Origin of the sequence: Micromonospora sp. NPDC047134, from assembly GCF_040643455.1 — a bacterium.
Lineage (GTDB): Bacteria > Actinomycetota > Actinomycetes > Mycobacteriales > Micromonosporaceae > Micromonospora.
The window spans coordinates 48,338-63,657 of record NZ_JBEYUI010000009.1 but is presented as its reverse complement, the minus strand read 5'-3'; the positions used below and the strand labels follow the sequence as shown (position 1 = coordinate 63,657).

Genomic DNA, 15,320 nt, shown 5'->3' with positions numbered 1-15,320 from the left:
ACGGTAGGTGGCGATTTTTGGGCGGATTAACCCCGCTTTGGCCCTCCCTCCAAGCGTCGCCATCTCGATGCTGGGCAATTCCACAGCGTACGGGCCGCCCCCCTTTGCGACAACCCGCGAAGAGTCTGCCCGATACCGCCCAGACGACCGATCGTACACATGTTTCAATTGCCATGTCAGTGCCCTGGCCCCGGGCTGATCGGGGCGGTCCCGGCGACCGGTACCGTCTAGTCGTGACCGATCTGGTACGGGCCCCGGCCCCGGTGGTGATGGGCGTCCTGAACGTCACGCCCGATTCGTTCTCCGACGGCGGACGCTACGCCGACGTCGGAGCCGCTGTCGCACACGGCGTCCGGCTACGCGACGAGGGTGCCGGGTTGGTTGATGTCGGTGGAGAGTCGACCCGCCCGGGTGCCGAACGGGTCGACGCCGACACTGAGGCGGCCCGCGTGGTGCCGGTGATCCGGGAGTTGGCCGAGGTCGGCGTGCCGGTGAGCATCGACACCACCCGGGCCCGGGTGGCCGAAGCCGCCCTGGCGGCCGGTGCGGTGGTGGTCAACGACGTCTCCGGTGGGCTCGCCGACCCCGACATGGCCCGGGTGGTCGCCGACGCCGGCTGCCCCTGGGTGCTGATGCACTGGCGGGGCCACTCGCAGCGGATGGCCGAACTGGCCCGGTACGACGACGTGGTCGCCGAGGTACGCACCGAACTCGGCCAGCGGGTGGAGGCGGCGCTGACCGCCGGGGTGGCCGCCGATCGCATCGTGATCGATCCGGGGCTCGGGTTCGCCAAGACGGCCGTCCACAACTGGCAGCTCAGCGCCCGGTTGTCGGAGTTGCTGGACCTCGGCTATCCCCTGCTGTTCGGCGCCAGCCGCAAGTCGTACCTCGGTCTGCTGCTGGCCGGACCGGACGGGGAGCCGCGACCCACCGGCGGCCGGGAGGCGGCCACGGTCGCCACCAGCCTGCTGGCGGTCGCCGCCGGCGCCTGGGGGGTACGGGTGCACGACGTCCGGGCCACTGTGGATGCCCTGGCCGTCTGGCGGGCCACCGGTAGCCCTCGACTGGCCTCCGCCGGCCCGCGGTCCGAGGCCGCCGCGGCGGACCTGGCCGCGATCGGCGAGCCCCAGGAGGTACGGCCGTGACCGACCGGATCGAGTTGACCGGGCTGCGCGCGCACGGGCGGCACGGGGTGTACGACTTCGAACGCGTCGCCGGGCAGGAGTTCGTCGTCGACGCGATCCTGGAACTGGATCTCGCGGCGGCGGCCCGCTCCGACGAGGTCAGCGACACCGTGCACTACGGCGAGTTGGCCGAGCGGCTGGTCGCGGTGATCACCGGGGAGCCGGTCAACCTGATCGAGACCCTGGCCGACCGGCTGATCACGGTATGCCTGGCCGACCCGCGGGTGCACGCCGCGACGATCACCGTGCACAAACCCGAGGCGCCGATCCCGCACACCTTCGCCGACGTGGCCGTCACGATGCGTCGGGCCCGATGAGCCGCGCGGTGCTCTCCCTGGGCAGCAACCTGGGGGACCGGATCGCCAACCTGCGTACCGCCGTGCGGCTGTTCGGCGATCACCTGCTGATGGCCTCCGGGGTGTACGAGACCCCACCCTGGGGAGACACCGACCAGCCGGCGTACCTGAACGCGGTTCTGCTGGTGGCGGACCCGGAGGCCGGCCCGCACGACTGGTTGACCCGGGCGCAGGCCGCGGAACGGGCGGCCGACCGGGTCCGCGACCCGCAACGGCGGTTCGGCCCCCGCACCCTCGACGTCGACGTGATCACGGTCTGGGGCGACGACGACGAGCCGGTGATCAGCGACGATCCGGAGCTGACCCTGCCGCATCCCCGGGCTCACCTGCGCGCCTTCGTGCTGCGGCCGTGGATCGACCTCCAGCCCTACGGCGAGCTGCCCGGACACGGCTGGTTGACCGATCTGCTGACCAACGGACCGGCGGCGGCCGAGGTCGCGGAACTGCGTCCCCGACCGGATCTGGCGTTAGAGTCGAGGACATGAGCCAGCGGCAGCGAGCGAAGGATCAACGCGGTGCCGTGGCGCCTTTCGGCACCGCCCGCAGGCGGCCGACATGACGCAGAACCCACCGCCTGACGGGTCGCGGATGCGACCCACCCGCCTGTCCACCCTGGTGGTGAGCGCCCTGGTCGCCGCGGCGGTCGCCTGGCTGCTGATCAGCAGCATCTACTACGACCGGCTGCCGCCGTTGCCGTGGTTGCCGGTGGTCACCCTGGCCGGGCTGGCCGTCCTGGAGGCGTACGCCGCGATCAACACCCGGGGTCGGATCGAACGACGACCGGGTCGCGACCCGGTCAACCCGCTGATGGTCGCCCGGTTCGTCGTACTGGCCAAGGCCTCCGCCCTGGCGGGTGCGATCTTCGCCGGTTTCTACGCGGGACTGACCGGCTGGTTGCTGGTCGAGCCGACCCGGGCTGCGGCCGACGACCGACCGGCGGCCATCGCCGGGCTGCTGGCCTCTGTCGCCCTGGTGGCGGCGGCGCTCTGGCTGGAACGGTCCTGCCGGGTGCCGGACCGGCCGGACGACGAGCGTGAGCCCGACGACTGGGAGCCGCATCCGGGTCGCCGCTGAAGCCGGCCGCCGCACGGGGGTTACGTCCGGCTGCGGGCGCGGGTACGGTGCCTGCGACCGCAGGGCAAGCGGTCACCACCTATATGCCCTCTCGTCGAAGCAGTCCGGGCGGCCGCTGGAAGGCAGGCATGATGGCGTACGACGAACCAGGCCGCAGTGGGCAGTCGGAGTCGACCCTGGTCGGGCCCGATCCCGGCGCGGAAGCCGTCGCCGACGACCTCCAGAACGGTGAGCCGGGCCGGGACCGGTTCGGGGTCTACGTGTTCTGGGAGACCCTCCTGCTGTTCGGTTTCGGTGCCCTGGTCTATCTGCTCTGGCAGGAGAATCCGGCCGCCCTGCGCGGCAACGGGTTGCGTGCCCTCATCGTCGATGTGGTCGCCCTGGGCCTGCTGGCGTTGGCGGCCGGGCTGAGTCTGCGTACCGCCGCGGTGAACCTGGCCATCGGCCCGGTGGCGGTCGCCGCCGGGTTGCACTTCGCCGAGCAGAGCGACCGGGGCCTGCTGGTCGCCGTCGGCACCCCCGCTGCGGTGGCCGCGGTCGGTGGCCTGCTGCTGGGGCTGACGGTCGTGGTGCTGCACGTTCCCGGCTGGGCCGCCAGCCTGGGCGCGGCGGCAGGTGTCGTCGTCTACATCGAGCAGCGTGCCGCGCCGGTGCTGGTGCAGGGGGACTACGACCCGCGCGGCATCGCCGGGCAGCTCTTCGTGGGCTTCGCCGCGGTCACCGTGATCGGGGGGCTGTTCGGCGCGATCGGACCGGTCCGCCGGCTGGTCGGCCGGTTCCGTCCGGTCGCCGACCCGGCCCGACGGCGTGGGGTGGCCGCCGCGGTCGTCACCGCCGGTGGGTACGTCTGCTCCACCGTGCTGGCGATGCTCGCCGGTGCCCTCCTGGCGTCGGTCGACGGGACGGTCACCCCGGCGGACGGGTTGGACTGGACCGTGCTGGCCGTCGGCGCGGTGCTGCTGGCCGGCACCAGTGCCTTCGGTCTGCGCGGCGGGGTGTTCGGCACCCTGCTGACGGTCGGCGCGGTCGGCCTGTTCCTCGCGTATGCGCAGGCCCGGGGCTGGACGGTCAGCCGGTGGCTGATCGGGGGAGCCGTGCTGGCGGTCGGGCTGGGGGTGACCCGGCTGGTCGAGAGGCTAGGTCGGCCCGCCTCGGAACCGGCCCGACCGGTGTCGCCGCCGGCCGCCGGGGAACCGACCGGGGGTGCCGGCGGCTGGGCGATGTCCCAACCGGAGCCGGTCGGCGACTGGCCACCGGTCCTGCCCGCCCAGTCAACCGACAATCCCACCGATCCGTGGGGGCCGCGCCGGTGGGAGACCAACTCGCCGATCTGGCAGGCCGACGACCGGTAGTGGGCGGTTCAAGGGTGTCGTCGACGCGCCGAATGTGATCTCGGCGGTTAGGCTCGGCCCATGACCGACACATCATCGAGGTCCGGCGGCCGGTCGTTCGAAGAGTTGGACGTCCTCAGCACGGAGGAGCTGCGCGAGCAGGCCTTCGCGGTGGCTCGGGAACGCCGGGACGTGAAGTTCTTCTGGTCGGTGCTGCGGCACCTGCCGAACGCCGACGAGGCCGCCGCCCTCGACGGGGCCCCGAACTCCGTGGGGCCGACGGTCGACGAGGCGGTGGCCCTGTGGCGGGAGATGACCGGCCACGGCTACGAGGAGTCCGCTCCGCTGCTGCGTGCCGCCTTCATCGACTACCTGATGAAGCACTGACCTGCCGAACCTCTCGGCCTGCCGGCGACAGGCGGCGGTCGGCCGGTCTCGGCATACCGCCATAAACCGCGCCCTGGCGTTTGCTGCCGTCGATCCGCTGGGAACTAGCGGGCCATGGCTCTCACCAATCGATACAAGTCCGCACCCGGGGCCGGCACTCTCGCCGCCCTCCTGCTCGTCCTGGTCTTCGGCAGCCCCTGGTACGCCGACTGGGCCGCAGACAACACCGATCCCGACAGCGCCGGCGGGTGGTTCTTGAGACTGCTCGCCTGGCCCGCCTGGCGGTTCGACTCGTCCGACTCCATTCAGGAGATCATCGCGGCGGACCTCAAGGCGATCCTCCTGGTCGTCCTGACCTTCGTCTTCCTCTACCTGCTGCCGGGGTCCCAGTTGGCCCGGGCCCGGGGCACCCTCAGCCAGTTCTTCGCCGGCTGGGCGGCGTACGTCTTCGCCGCCGCCCTGGCGGCCCTGCTCACCGCGTTGATCCGGAGCAACCCCTCGCTGCTCGGTGCCTTGCAGGCCGCAGGCGACGGGGCGGAGTACGGGCTGTTCACCGGCTGGATCATCGGCATCGCCACGCTCGGTGGCTGGCGGGGACGTCGTTGACGCCGTGGCCGGCCCGGTGATCCTTGATCCCTGGCCGGCGCGGTGCCAGCAGGTCAGCCGCTCGAGTCAGCCGGTCGAGTCAGCCGGTCGGATCCGACAGCGCCAGGACCTGTTCCCGGCGCAGGAGTCCGACCGGCCGACCCTGTTCGGTGACCACCACGGCGGGCGCACCGGCCGAGGTGAGCAACGCGGCCAGGGCGTCGTACGCCGAGCCGCCCAGGGCCACCGTCGGCAGCGCGGCCACATCCTCGCCGGGCAGCGGCGCGAGCACCTCCCGGGTGACCGGGGTGACCACCAGCCGGCGGACTCCCCGATCGGCGCCGACGAACTCGCGGACGAACCCGGTGGCGGGGGCGCCGAGCAGGGTTCCCGGGGTGTCGTACTGCTCCAGTCGGCCCCCCTGGGAGAGCACCGCGATCCGGTCGCCGAGTCGGACGGCCTCGTCCAGGTCGTGGGTCACCAGGATGATGGTCTTGCGTACGGTGGCCTGCAGCCGCAGGAACTCCTCCTGAAGCCGGGTGCGCACGATCGGGTCGACAGCGGAGAACGGCTCGTCCATCAGCAGGACCACCGGGTCGGCGGCCAACGCCCGGGCCACCCCCACCCGTTGGCGCTGACCGCCGGAGAGTTCGTGCGGATAGCGCCGCCCGAACTGCCCCGGGTCCAGTCCTACCAGCTCCAGCAACTCCTCGACCCGGCTTCGGGCGCGGTCGGAGGCCCAGCCGAGCAGCCGGGGCACGGTGGCCACGTTCGCCGCCACCGTCTGGTGGGGAAACAGCCCGACGTTCTGGATGACGTACCCGATCCGTCTACGCAACCGCACCGGATCGGCCCGGGTGACGTCGGAGTCGCCCAGCAGGATCCGTCCGCTGGTCGGCTCGATCAGCCGGTTGATCATCCGGAGCACGGTCGACTTGCCGCACCCCGAGGGGCCGATCAGCACCACCAGTTCACCGGCCTCGACGTGCAGGCTGAGGTCGCGGACCGCCTCGGTGCCGTCCGGATATCGTTTGCCGATGCCCTCCAGGGTGATCGACGCCGCGCGCTGGCCGTCGTCGGCGGCCGGGGTACCGTCCACGTATGTCCTTCCGCCTGAGCTACCGGGCCGACCCGGGCAATCCGTGGTTCTCCTGGCAGTACGTGCGGGACAACTCTGACACGGTGCTGGCCGCCCTGCGGGACCACACCACCCTCACCCTGCGAGCGGTGCTGATCGCCACGTTGATCGCCGTCCCGCTGGCCGTGGTGGCGTACTGGTTCCGGTCGCTCACCGGGCCGATTGTCGCACTCACCGGGGTGCTCTACACCCTCCCGTCCTTGGCCCTGTTCGCCTTCGTCGCGCCCTATCTGGGCATCGGGGTGGCTACCGTGCTCAGCGTGGTGGTGCTGTACGCGCTGCTGGTGATCGTCCGGAACACCCTGGCCGGGCTCGATCAGGTGCCGGCGGAGGTGCGGGAGGCCGCCGAGGGCATGGGGTACGGCCGTTGGGGCCGACTGCTGCGGGTCGAACTGCCGCTGGCCCTGCCCGGCATCCTGACCGGCCTGCGGTTGGCCACGGTCTCCACGGTCGCGCTGATCACCGTGGGGGTGGTGATCGGGCGGGGTGGGCTGGGGCAGATCATCTTCGCCGGGTTCAACAACAACTTCTACAAGGCGCAGATCATGACCGGGACCCTGCTGTGCGTACTGCTGGCACTGGTGCTCGACCTGATCCTCGTCGGTGTCGGCCGGCTGCTCACCCCCTGGACGCGGGGGCGGCTCGGATGAGGGCCCGCTGCGGCGGCGGGGGCGACCGGAGGTGGGAATGAACCCCGTACAGCAGGCGGTGGTCTGGCTCAACGACCCGCTGAACTGGACGAACCCGGGCGGCGTCCTGGACCGGCTCGGCGAGCACGTCACCATCTCGGCCGCCGCGGTCCTGCTGGGCTGCCTGGTGGCCTGGCCGCTCGGGCTGTGGCTGGGGCACGCCGGACGGGGTGGCGGGCTGGTCGTGCTCATCTCCAATGTCACCCTGGCGGTGCCCACGCTGGCCCTGCTGACCATTCTCCCGTTGACCTTCCTGGGCTTCGGTAAACCGGCCGTGATCGTCGCCCTGGCGGTGTTCGCGGTGCCGCCCCTGCTGGCCAACGCGTACACCGGGGTCCGGCAGGTCGATCCGCAGACCCGGGAGGCGGCCCGGGGGATGGGGATGACCGGCGGGCAGGTGCTGCGCCAGGTGGAGTTGCCGCTGGCGGTCCCCTACCTGGCAGCCGGCTTCCGGACCGCCGCGGTCCAGGTGGTGGCCACGGCGGCCCTGGCGACCTTCGTCAACGGTGGAGGACTGGGCGAGATCATCCGACTGGGGTTCGGGCTGAGCATCGCGGTGGGCGGCGGCCAGATTCTCGCCGGTGGCCTGCTGGTCGCCGGGCTGGCGGTCAGCGTGGAGCTGCTGTTCGGGCTGGTCGAGCGGCTGGTCACCCCAGCTCCGCTGCGCCGCGCCCGACGGCGTGCGGCCGGTCGCGCTGCGAACGCGGTGACCGGGTCCTGACCTCCTGCGCCCTGAGCGGCGCTACACCGGCCCCCCTTCGACCAGGGCGGGGCGGTTGGTGACGGTCCGGTGACGAAGGCGGTCAGAAGTTGTCGGTAGCGCGCGGCAGGATGTTGGGTGGATCTGCGGGCGGCCGAAGGGCGGATCGCCCGTCGGACACGCGGCCGGCCCGAGGGGGCCGCGCCGGGACACGGAAGGCGGGTTCATGCGCGCAGGGAGAAGATTGTCCATCGCCGTCGTCGGCGCCCTGGCTGCGGCCGGTGTGTTGGCGGGCTGCGGCGAGGCCGGCTCGTCCGGCACCGAGGCCCCACCCGAGGCGGCCTCGGGCGAGGGGTGCGCCCCGGTAGCCGGCGAGCAGCTGATCGCGCTGACGGACGACAAGGCCCTCCAGAACGCCGACAACATCATCCCGGCGATCAACACCAAGGCGGCCACCCCCCAACTCGTCGCCGCCCTGGACAAGGTCTCCACGGTGCTCGACACCCCTGAGCTGGTGCAGCTCAACAAGGCGGTCGATGTCGACCGCAAGAGCGCCCAGGCGGCCGCGCAGGAGTTCAGCACCGCCAACGGGCTGGCCGAGGGTGTCGAGAAGGGACCGGGCGGCAAGGTCACCGTGGGGGCGGGCAACTTCACCGAGAGCGAGATCATCGCCGAGCTCTACAAGATCCAGTTGACCGCGGCCGGTTACCAGGTGACCGTCCAGCAGATCGGCAACCGGGAACTGTACGAGCCGGCGCTGGAAAAGGGTGAGATCCAGGTCGTCCCGGAGTACGCGGCGACCATGGCCGAGTTCCTCAAGGGCAAGACCGGTGGTGGCAGCGAGCCGGTCTCCTCGCCGGATGTCGAGAAGACCGTCACCGCCCTGCGTACCCTCGGCGAGCAGGTGGGGATCAGCTTCGGCCAGCCGGCACCGGCGCAGAACCAGAACGCCTTCGCGGTGACCAAGGAGTTCGCCGACAAGTACGGCGTACGGACCCTGTCGGAGTTGGCCGACAAGTGCTCCGGTACGGCCACCGTGCTGGGCGGGCCGCCGGAGTGCCAGGAGCGCCCCTTCTGCAAGCCCGGCCTGGAGCAGACCTACGGTCTCTCGGTCGGCTCGTTCTCCTCTCTGGACCAGGGCGGACCATTGACCAAGACCGGTCTGCGCAACGGCACCATCAGTGTCGGTCTGGTCTTCTCCACCGATGCGGCCTACGCCACCAGCTGAGCCGAGCCGCCGCCCCGGCTGAACCGGCCGGGGCGGCGGGCGGCCTCGCTGCTCCGGGCCGGTCAGCGATCAAGGTCGAACTTCGGCATCAACTGTCGCCGTTGCCCCCGGTTTCCTGGTAACCCAACTCTCGGTAGGCTGCGGACCCATGCCCGCAACGGTGCCCACCGATCCGCGCAGCAAGCAACTGTTGACCGCCCTCTTCTGGGGTGGGGTGGCGCTGGCCCCGGTAGCGGCGCTGATCCTGCTGGTCGCCGACGGCAACGGTCCACTGCGGTTCGCCGCGCTGCTGGCCATCATGGCCGTGGTGCTGATCGGGCTGTCCATCACCCTGCGCGCCGACAGTGGTGGCGAACAGCACGCCGAGGAACTGCGCGCGGAAATCGAGCAGGTGCAGCGGGAACTGCGCAGCGAGATCGTGGCCGCCGCCCAGCGGAGCAATCAGGCGTTGAACGAGGTCGAGCGGGTCCAGCAGGCGCTGGCCGGGTTGCGCCATACGACGGCCGCAGCACCGGCTCCCTCGACCGGAAGCGCCCCACTCGCCGACGGGGAACCGGTCGGCGCAGGCCGGGCCCGGGTGGCGATGGAACCAGAGGCACCACCCCCCGCCGTGGAGCACCCCGCCCCGCCCGCTCCGGAGGACCGGCCGACATCGGCGCCCTACGGGGCACGGCCGGCACCGGCCCCCTACGCCGACCGGGCCGCGTCGGCTCCCTACGGGGAACGGCCCGCGCCCGGTGGCCCAGGGAAGCGGCCGGGCAGCCCCGGCGGGGTGTACGGCTCGGCCCAACCGGCAGGCCAGGGCGTGGTCCGGCACACCGAGACCGTGCATGTCACCACTCGACACACCATCGTGGACGGGGCGATGGGTGACCCGGCATCCCGCTTCGGCGGCTACGTCCCGCCCTGGCCCGGCGACGACCGGTCGGCACCGGGCGATCCGGTCACCCACCGCGAGGACCGACCGGCGTACCGCGAGCAGCGTCCGGCATACCGCGAGGACCGCCCCGGGCACGGCGAGGACCGCCCGGCGTACCGGGACGGCGGGCCGGGGCTCCGCGAGGAACGCCATGGCTACCGGGACGAAGGCGACTGGGCGGCCTCCCGCGAGGAGCGCGGTCGGGGCGAGAGCGGACCGCAGTGGGGGGCCGCTGCCGAGGTGGCACCGGACCGGCCGCCCCGCGCGGACGACACCGGGGAGTACTGGGCCCAGTTGCGGGCCGGGGACCGTTGGGCGGCCGTCCGCGACGACGAGCGGGGACGTGAGTACCGGGCCGGTGAACGTCACGCAGAGGTGAACGCCGACCATACCGGCACGGAGTACCGGGTGGCGGACCGCTGGGCCAGCGTCCGCCACGGCGAGCCGCGTCGAGCGGCCGACGGCGACGAGGGATGGCGGGACGGACCGGCCGAGGATCGCCGACCGGCCCTGCCGCCCGGCGGGGTGCCGGTCCCGGAGGAGTGGCGCGCACCGCGACAACGCGGGCACCACCCCGAGGCTGGTCGGGGCCCTCAGGCCGAACCGGTGCGGGGGTACCAGCCCGAGCCGCCCCGGGGACATCAGCCGGAGCCGTACGGCCGTCGGCACCGGGCCGAGGACACCGGCTACGGTCCGCCGGTCCAGGACCCGGGCAACCGCTGGCACTGACCAGGCGCGAAAAGTCGGTCCGCCGCCCCGGAGAGCCCTGGCGGATCACTTGTCGATGTCGCCGACCACGAAGAACATCGAGCCGAGGATGGCGATCAGGTCCGGCACCAGACAGCCGGGCAGCAGGGTGGCCAGGGCCTGCACATTGGCGTACGAGGCGGTGCGCAGCTTCAACCGCCAGGGGGTCTTCTCCCCCCGGGACACCAGGTAGTAGCCGTTGATGCCGAGCGGATTCTCCGTCCAGGCGTAGGTGTGCCCCTCGGGGGCCTTCAGCACCTTCGGCAGCCGGGTGTTGATCGGCCCGGTCAGCCGGTCGACCCGGTCCAGGCACTGTTCGGCCAGGTCCAGTGAGGCGTACACCTGGTCCAGCAGCACCTCGAACCGGGCGTGGCAGTCACCGGTGGTGCGGGTGACCACCGGCACCTCCAACTGGTCGTAGGCCAGGTAGGGCTCGTCGCGGCGCAGGTCCAGGTCCAGCCCGGAGGCGCGGGCGACCGGGCCGGAGGCGCCGAAGGCGGCGGCCTCGGCCGCGGAGAGCACCCCGATGCCGACCGTACGGGCCAGGAAGATCTCGTTGCGTCGGATCAGGTTGTCCAGGTCGGGCATCCGGCGGCGTACCTCACCGATGGCGGCCCGGGCCCGGCCGGTCCATCCGGAGGGCACCTCCTCCTTCAGCCCACCGACCCGGTTGAACATGTAGTGGATCCGCCCGCCGGAGACCTCCTCCATCACCGCCTGGATGGTCTCCCGCTCTCGGAAGGCGTAGAACATCGGGGTGATCGCGCCGATCTCCAGGGGGTACGAGCCGAGGAACATCAGGTGGTTGAGCACCCGGTTCAACTCGGCCAGGGCCATCCGCAGCCAGGTCGCCCGCTCCGGCACCTCCATGCCCATCAGCCGTTCCACGGCCAGCACCACGCCCAGCTCGTTGGCGAACGCCGAGAGCCAGTCGTGCCGGTTGGCCAGCACGATGATCTGCCGATAGTCGCGTACCTCGAACAGCTTCTCCGCGCCCCGGTGCATGTACCCGACGATCGGCTCGGCGGAGATCACCCGTTCGCCGTCCAGGACCAGCTTCAGCCGCAGCACCCCGTGGGTGGAAGGGTGCTGGGGTCCGATGTTGAGCACCATGTCCGTGCCGAGCTGCTCCCCGCCGGTGCCCGCCACCAGCCCAGCTCCGGTGCCGACGGTCAGCTCGCGCAGGTCGCCCGTGGTCATGCCCGCCATCGTGCCATGACCGGCCGGTCAGGACGGCGCAGCGGTGTCGATCGGCCCGAACACCCCGGGCAGCAGCCGGTCGGTGGGCAGGCCGACCGGCTGCCACAGCCACCAGTGCCCGCCGAGTCCGGCCGGGTCGGTCAGTTCGGCCGCCGCCGAGGCCGCTGCCAGCGCCCGCACGTACCCGGCCGGGTCGTGGGCGGCCAGGCTCAGCGGCGGTCGCCCCCCGTCGGCCCCGAGCGCCCGCAGCCCGTCCCGCTGCGACCCCAGGGCGTACGCACACCGGGCGACCCGCTCACCGGCGGAGGCGACCGAGTCCATGGCCACATGCGCGGTGACGTCACACGACCCGTCCGGCACCGGTGGCACCTGCCGCCCGGCCCGGTACCCGGTCAAGGTTCCGTCCACCGGTCTGGTCGCCCGCAGATGGCCGTAGTCCACCGCCAACGCCAGGCCTCGTTCGACGTGGCCGACCGCGTCCGCCCAGGCTTCGTCCCTGGTCCTGCCGATCTCCACTGGTGCGCGGTCCGTGGGGGTGCGGTCCGTTTGGGTTTCCGGGCAGCCCGACCGGCTCCGGGCGGTCAGGCTTGATCCCTGCGCCGGTCGGGCTGCCCGGAAACCCGACTCGGTCGAGCTGTCAGCGTCGTGTGCGGTCGTGGGTGGGGAGAAGGGGACCGTCGCAGGGTTCGCCGGCTCCGGGCCGGTCGGGGCTGGCTGGGTGGTCGCCGCGAGAGTGGCGGGCCACCAGGTGGAGAGCCAGTCGAGGTCTGCTCGGCTGAGTGGGGTGCCGATCGTCTCCTCGCCGGAGGTGGGGTCGACGAGCAGGTAGTGCCAGCCGGTTCCGGTGTGCACGGCGAGGTCCAGCGGGACGTTGTCGAGCCACTCGGTGGCCAGGAGCAGACCCGTGATGCCAGCGGGAATCCGGTCGGTCCAGCGGATCTGTTCGGGCAGGTCATCGGGCCGCGGAGCGACTTCGACAGCGGTGAACCGCACCCGCTCAACCAACGACACCCGGCCGGTGGGCTCCCCGGAAACCCCCACGGACAGCGCCCGAACCAACTCCCCCCGCCCCGCCCCCACGTCGACCACATCGAAGACAGCAGGATGACCGAGCACCCCGTCGAGATGACGGATCAACCGGAGCAACGCATCAGCGAAGACCGGAGAGGCGTGCACGCTGGTACGGAAGTGCGCCGCCGGCCCCGCGCCGGAGACGAAGAAGCCGTCCGGCCCGTACAGTGCCCGCTGCATCGCCTGATGCCAACGCATTGCCATTCGGTCCTCGCTCTCGGCGCTTCCACCGCGCCGATCCAACGGCGGTGAACGATTTCACACATCCTTGTTTCGGATCCGTGTCAGCGACACATACTTGCCTCGACCGGTACCCATCTCGAGGACTGGATCGTGACATGAGCGCACCCTTGCGCACGTATCCGGCCGCCCGTCGGCGGTCCGCGACCGTGCCGTCTGCCAATCATGCCGCTCTCACCGTCGGCGTGATCGGCGCCGGGCGGGTCGGAGCCACCCTGGGTGCCGCGCTTACCGCCGCAGGTCACCGGGTGGTAGCCACGACCGGCAGTTCCGGGGCCTCTCAGGCCCGGGTGGCGCTGCTGCTGCCGACGGTCTCCCGCCGCCGGGCCTGCGAGGTAGCCCGGGCGGCCACCGACCTGCTGCTGATCGCCGTACCGGATGACGCCCTGGCCGGGGTGGTGGCCGACCTGGCCGCGCAGGGGGCCCTGCGGCCCGGTCAGGTGGTCGCGCACACCTCCGGGGCCCATGGTCTGGGGGTGCTGGCCCCGGCCGCCGCGGCGGGTGCCCGTCCGCTGGCCCTGCACCCGGCGATGACCTTCACGGGTACCCCGGACGACCTCAGCCGGCTGCCTGGCATCTCGTACGGGGTGACCGCGCCGACCGACCTGCGCCCGTTGGCCGCTCGGCTGGTGGCCGATCTCGGCGGGGTGCCGGAGTGGATCGGGGAGTCCGACCGGCCGCTCTACCACGCGGCCCTGGCGCACGGCGCCAACCACCTGGTGACCCTGGTCAACGAGGCGGCCGACCGGCTGCGTGACGCCGGGGTGACCCAGCCGGAGAAGGTGCTGGCCCCGCTGCTGCGGGCCGCCCTGGAGAACGCGCTGCGGCTGGGTGACGACGCCTTGACCGGGCCGGTGGCCCGGGGTGACGCCGGTACGGTGGCCCGGCATCTGACGCAGTTGGCGACCATCGCGCCCGAGTCGGTGGAGGCCTACCTGGCGTTGGCCCGGCGTACCGCCGACCGGGCGGTGGCCGCCGGCCGACTGCGGCCGGCGGAGGCGGAGCCGCTGCTCGGGGTGCTGGACCGGGAGCAGAGCCGGGTGGCGGCGTGAGCGGATTGGTGAACGACATGGATCGCGTGACGAGGCTCGTGCACACCCGTGCCGAGTTGGCCGAGGCCCGGTCCGCCCTCACCGGAAGGGTGGGGGTGGTGATGACCATGGGTGCCCTGCACGAGGGCCACGAGGCCCTGCTGCGGGCCGCCCGGGAACGGGCCGATCACGTGATCGTCACGGTCTTCGTGAACCCCCTCCAGTTCGGCCCGAACGAGGACTTCGACCGCTACCCCCGGACCCTGGAGGCTGACCTCGAGGTGTGCCGGCGGGCCGGTGCCGACCTGGTCTTCGCCCCGGCGGTGTCGGACATGTATCCCGAGGGGGCACCCCAGGTACGGCTGGACCCGGGCCCCCTGGGCGAGGACCTGGAGGGGCTGAGCCGGCCCGGCTTCTTCCACGGGGTGCTCACCGTGGTGCTGAAGCTGCTCCAACTCACCCGGCCCGACCTGACCTTCTTCGGCGAGAAGGACTACCAGCAGCTGACCCTGGTCCGGCGGATGTGTCGGGACCTGGAGGTGCCGGTCGAGGTGGTCGGCGTACCCACCGTCCGGGAGTCCGACGGGTTGGCCCTGTCCAGCCGCAACCGCTACCTCTCCGACACCGAGCGGCAGGTGGCGCTCAGCCTGTCCCGGGCCCTGCGGGCCGGGGCGGAGGCCGCCGAGGCAGGCCACGACGCCGGGGCGGTGCTGTCGGCCGCGCACGCCGCCTTCGGTGCGGGGGAACCCGGGGCCCGACTCGACTACCTGGTCCTCACCGACCCCGAGCTGGAACCGGGACCGGTCCAGGGGCCGGCCCGGCTGCTCGTCGCCGCCTGGGTGGGTCAGACCCGGCTGATCGACAACGCGCCCGTCCTGCTGCACCCGGCGTCCTGACCAGACCTGCGCGAAAGGCGTCCCGATGTACCGCACCATGCTCAAATCCAAGATCCACCGGGCCACGGTGACCCAGGCGGATCTGCACTACGTCGGGTCGGTGACCGTCGACGAGGATCTGCTCGACGCCGCCGACCTGCTCCCCGGGGAGCAGGTGGCGATCGTGGACATCACCAACGGCGCCCGGCTGGAGACCTACGTGATCCCGGGGCGGCGGGGCAGTGGGGTGATCGGCATCAACGGCGCCGCGGCCCACCTGGTGCACCCGGGGGACCTGGTCATCCTGATCTCGTACGGTCAGATGGACGACACGGAGGCCCGCACCTACCGCCCCCGGGTGGTGCATGTCGACGCCGACAACAAGATCGTGGACCTGGACGCCGACCCCTCGACCGCGGCCCCCGGCACCGCCGGCACCCCCATCCCCAACCCCCTGTCGGTGAAAGGAAGGGCCCCTTCTTAACGCCTCACGAGGTAGAAGGGCCCCCTGTTAACACCCGCCCCACCCTGCGCCCGGAATCCGCTCTGTCACCGGAAGGTCATT

The 15,320-nt window shown here is 72.1% G+C and carries 17 protein-coding genes; 14 read left to right on the top strand and 3 right to left on the bottom strand.

What is annotated here, in order from left to right; translation table 11 throughout:
- Nucleotides 1–233 precede the first annotated feature (233 nt).
- The 7 genes from folP to ABZ795_RS13675 all read left to right on the top strand — a co-directional run bounded on the left by folP (nucleotide 234) and on the right by ABZ795_RS13675 (nucleotide 4,938).
- A complete protein-coding gene (gene folP, locus ABZ795_RS13705; RefSeq protein WP_357530531.1) occupies nucleotides 234–1,145 on the top strand; it encodes a dihydropteroate synthase in 912 nt (303 codons plus the stop codon).
- Nucleotides 1,142–1,501, top strand: a complete 360-nt coding sequence (gene folB, locus ABZ795_RS13700; RefSeq protein ID WP_357530530.1) for a dihydroneopterin aldolase — start codon at nucleotides 1,142–1,144, stop codon at nucleotides 1,499–1,501. The genes folP and folB overlap by 4 nt, the downstream gene beginning before the upstream one ends.
- Entirely contained in the window at nucleotides 1,498–2,025 is a 528-nt protein-coding gene (gene folK, locus ABZ795_RS13695; protein WP_357530529.1) for a 2-amino-4-hydroxy-6-hydroxymethyldihydropteridine diphosphokinase, read from the top strand. Before folB ends, folK begins: the two co-directional genes overlap by 4 nt.
- 70 nt (nucleotides 2,026–2,095) lie before the next feature.
- Complete coding sequence (locus tag ABZ795_RS13690; protein ID WP_327023766.1) at nucleotides 2,096–2,614, top strand: DUF3180 domain-containing protein; 519 nt, start codon at nucleotides 2,096–2,098, stop codon at nucleotides 2,612–2,614.
- A 131-nt stretch (nucleotides 2,615–2,745) separates the two neighbouring features.
- Nucleotides 2,746–3,966, top strand: a complete 1,221-nt coding sequence (locus ABZ795_RS13685) for an ABC transporter permease (RefSeq protein ID WP_357530528.1) — start codon at nucleotides 2,746–2,748, stop codon at nucleotides 3,964–3,966.
- 60 nt (nucleotides 3,967–4,026) lie between these two features.
- Nucleotides 4,027–4,332, top strand: coding sequence for a hypothetical protein (locus ABZ795_RS13680; RefSeq protein WP_327023767.1), 306 nt, complete (start codon nucleotides 4,027–4,029; stop codon nucleotides 4,330–4,332).
- 114 nt (nucleotides 4,333–4,446) lie between these two features.
- Entirely contained in the window at nucleotides 4,447–4,938 is a 492-nt protein-coding gene (locus ABZ795_RS13675) for a hypothetical protein (RefSeq protein ID WP_327023768.1), read from the top strand.
- A 79-nt stretch (nucleotides 4,939–5,017) separates the two neighbouring features.
- Here ABZ795_RS13675 and ABZ795_RS13670 read toward each other — a convergent pair whose 3' ends face one another.
- Nucleotides 5,018–6,016, bottom strand: a complete 999-nt coding sequence (locus ABZ795_RS13670; RefSeq protein WP_357530527.1) for an ABC transporter ATP-binding protein — start codon at nucleotides 6,014–6,016, stop codon at nucleotides 5,018–5,020.
- Nucleotides 6,017–6,018: 2 nt separating this feature from the next.
- On the opposite strand from ABZ795_RS13670, the gene ABZ795_RS13665 reads away from it, so the two are divergent.
- The 4 genes from ABZ795_RS13665 (at nucleotide 6,019) to ABZ795_RS13650 (ending at nucleotide 10,320) form a co-directional block, all read left to right on the top strand.
- Nucleotides 6,019–6,705, top strand: coding sequence for an ABC transporter permease (locus ABZ795_RS13665; protein ID WP_327023770.1), 687 nt, complete (start codon nucleotides 6,019–6,021; stop codon nucleotides 6,703–6,705).
- Nucleotides 6,706–6,742: 37 nt separating this feature from the next.
- Nucleotides 6,743–7,465: an ABC transporter permease gene (locus ABZ795_RS13660; RefSeq protein ID WP_357530526.1), complete on the top strand. Its 723-nt coding sequence runs from the start codon at nucleotides 6,743–6,745 to the stop codon at nucleotides 7,463–7,465.
- A 223-nt stretch (nucleotides 7,466–7,688) separates the two neighbouring features.
- A complete protein-coding gene (locus tag ABZ795_RS13655) occupies nucleotides 7,689–8,672 on the top strand; it encodes a glycine betaine ABC transporter substrate-binding protein (protein ID WP_357530525.1) in 984 nt (327 codons plus the stop codon).
- Nucleotides 8,673–8,820: 148 nt separating this feature from the next.
- Nucleotides 8,821–10,320, top strand: coding sequence for a hypothetical protein (locus ABZ795_RS13650; protein WP_357530524.1), 1,500 nt, complete (start codon nucleotides 8,821–8,823; stop codon nucleotides 10,318–10,320).
- A gap of 45 nt (nucleotides 10,321–10,365) precedes the next feature.
- Here ABZ795_RS13650 and ABZ795_RS13645 read toward each other — a convergent pair whose 3' ends face one another.
- Together ABZ795_RS13645 and ABZ795_RS13640 are read right to left on the bottom strand one after the other, a co-directional pair.
- Nucleotides 10,366–11,547, bottom strand: coding sequence for an NADH-quinone oxidoreductase subunit D (locus ABZ795_RS13645; RefSeq protein WP_327023774.1), 1,182 nt, complete (start codon nucleotides 11,545–11,547; stop codon nucleotides 10,366–10,368).
- Nucleotides 11,548–11,565: 18 nt separating this feature from the next.
- Nucleotides 11,566–12,813 (bottom strand): SAM-dependent methyltransferase, encoded by a 1,248-nt coding sequence (locus ABZ795_RS13640; RefSeq protein ID WP_357530523.1) that lies wholly within the window; start codon nucleotides 12,811–12,813, stop codon nucleotides 11,566–11,568.
- A gap of 134 nt (nucleotides 12,814–12,947) precedes the next feature.
- Here ABZ795_RS13640 and ABZ795_RS13635 point away from each other — a divergent pair, with 134 nt between their 5' ends.
- Genes ABZ795_RS13635 through panD form a run of 3 tightly spaced genes read left to right on the top strand, consistent with a single transcriptional unit; the run spans nucleotide 12,948 to nucleotide 15,239 of the window.
- Nucleotides 12,948–13,901, top strand: a complete 954-nt coding sequence (locus ABZ795_RS13635) for a Rossmann-like and DUF2520 domain-containing protein (protein ID WP_357530522.1) — start codon at nucleotides 12,948–12,950, stop codon at nucleotides 13,899–13,901.
- Between the two features lie 26 nt (nucleotides 13,902–13,927).
- On the top strand, nucleotides 13,928–14,776 hold the full coding sequence (gene panC, locus ABZ795_RS13630) for a pantoate--beta-alanine ligase (RefSeq protein ID WP_357530521.1): 849 nt from the start codon (nucleotides 13,928–13,930) through the stop codon (nucleotides 14,774–14,776).
- Nucleotides 14,777–14,801: 25 nt separating this feature from the next.
- On the top strand, nucleotides 14,802–15,239 hold the full coding sequence (gene panD, locus ABZ795_RS13625) for an aspartate 1-decarboxylase (RefSeq protein ID WP_357530520.1): 438 nt from the start codon (nucleotides 14,802–14,804) through the stop codon (nucleotides 15,237–15,239).
- The last annotated feature ends 81 nt before the right edge of the window (nucleotides 15,240–15,320 follow it).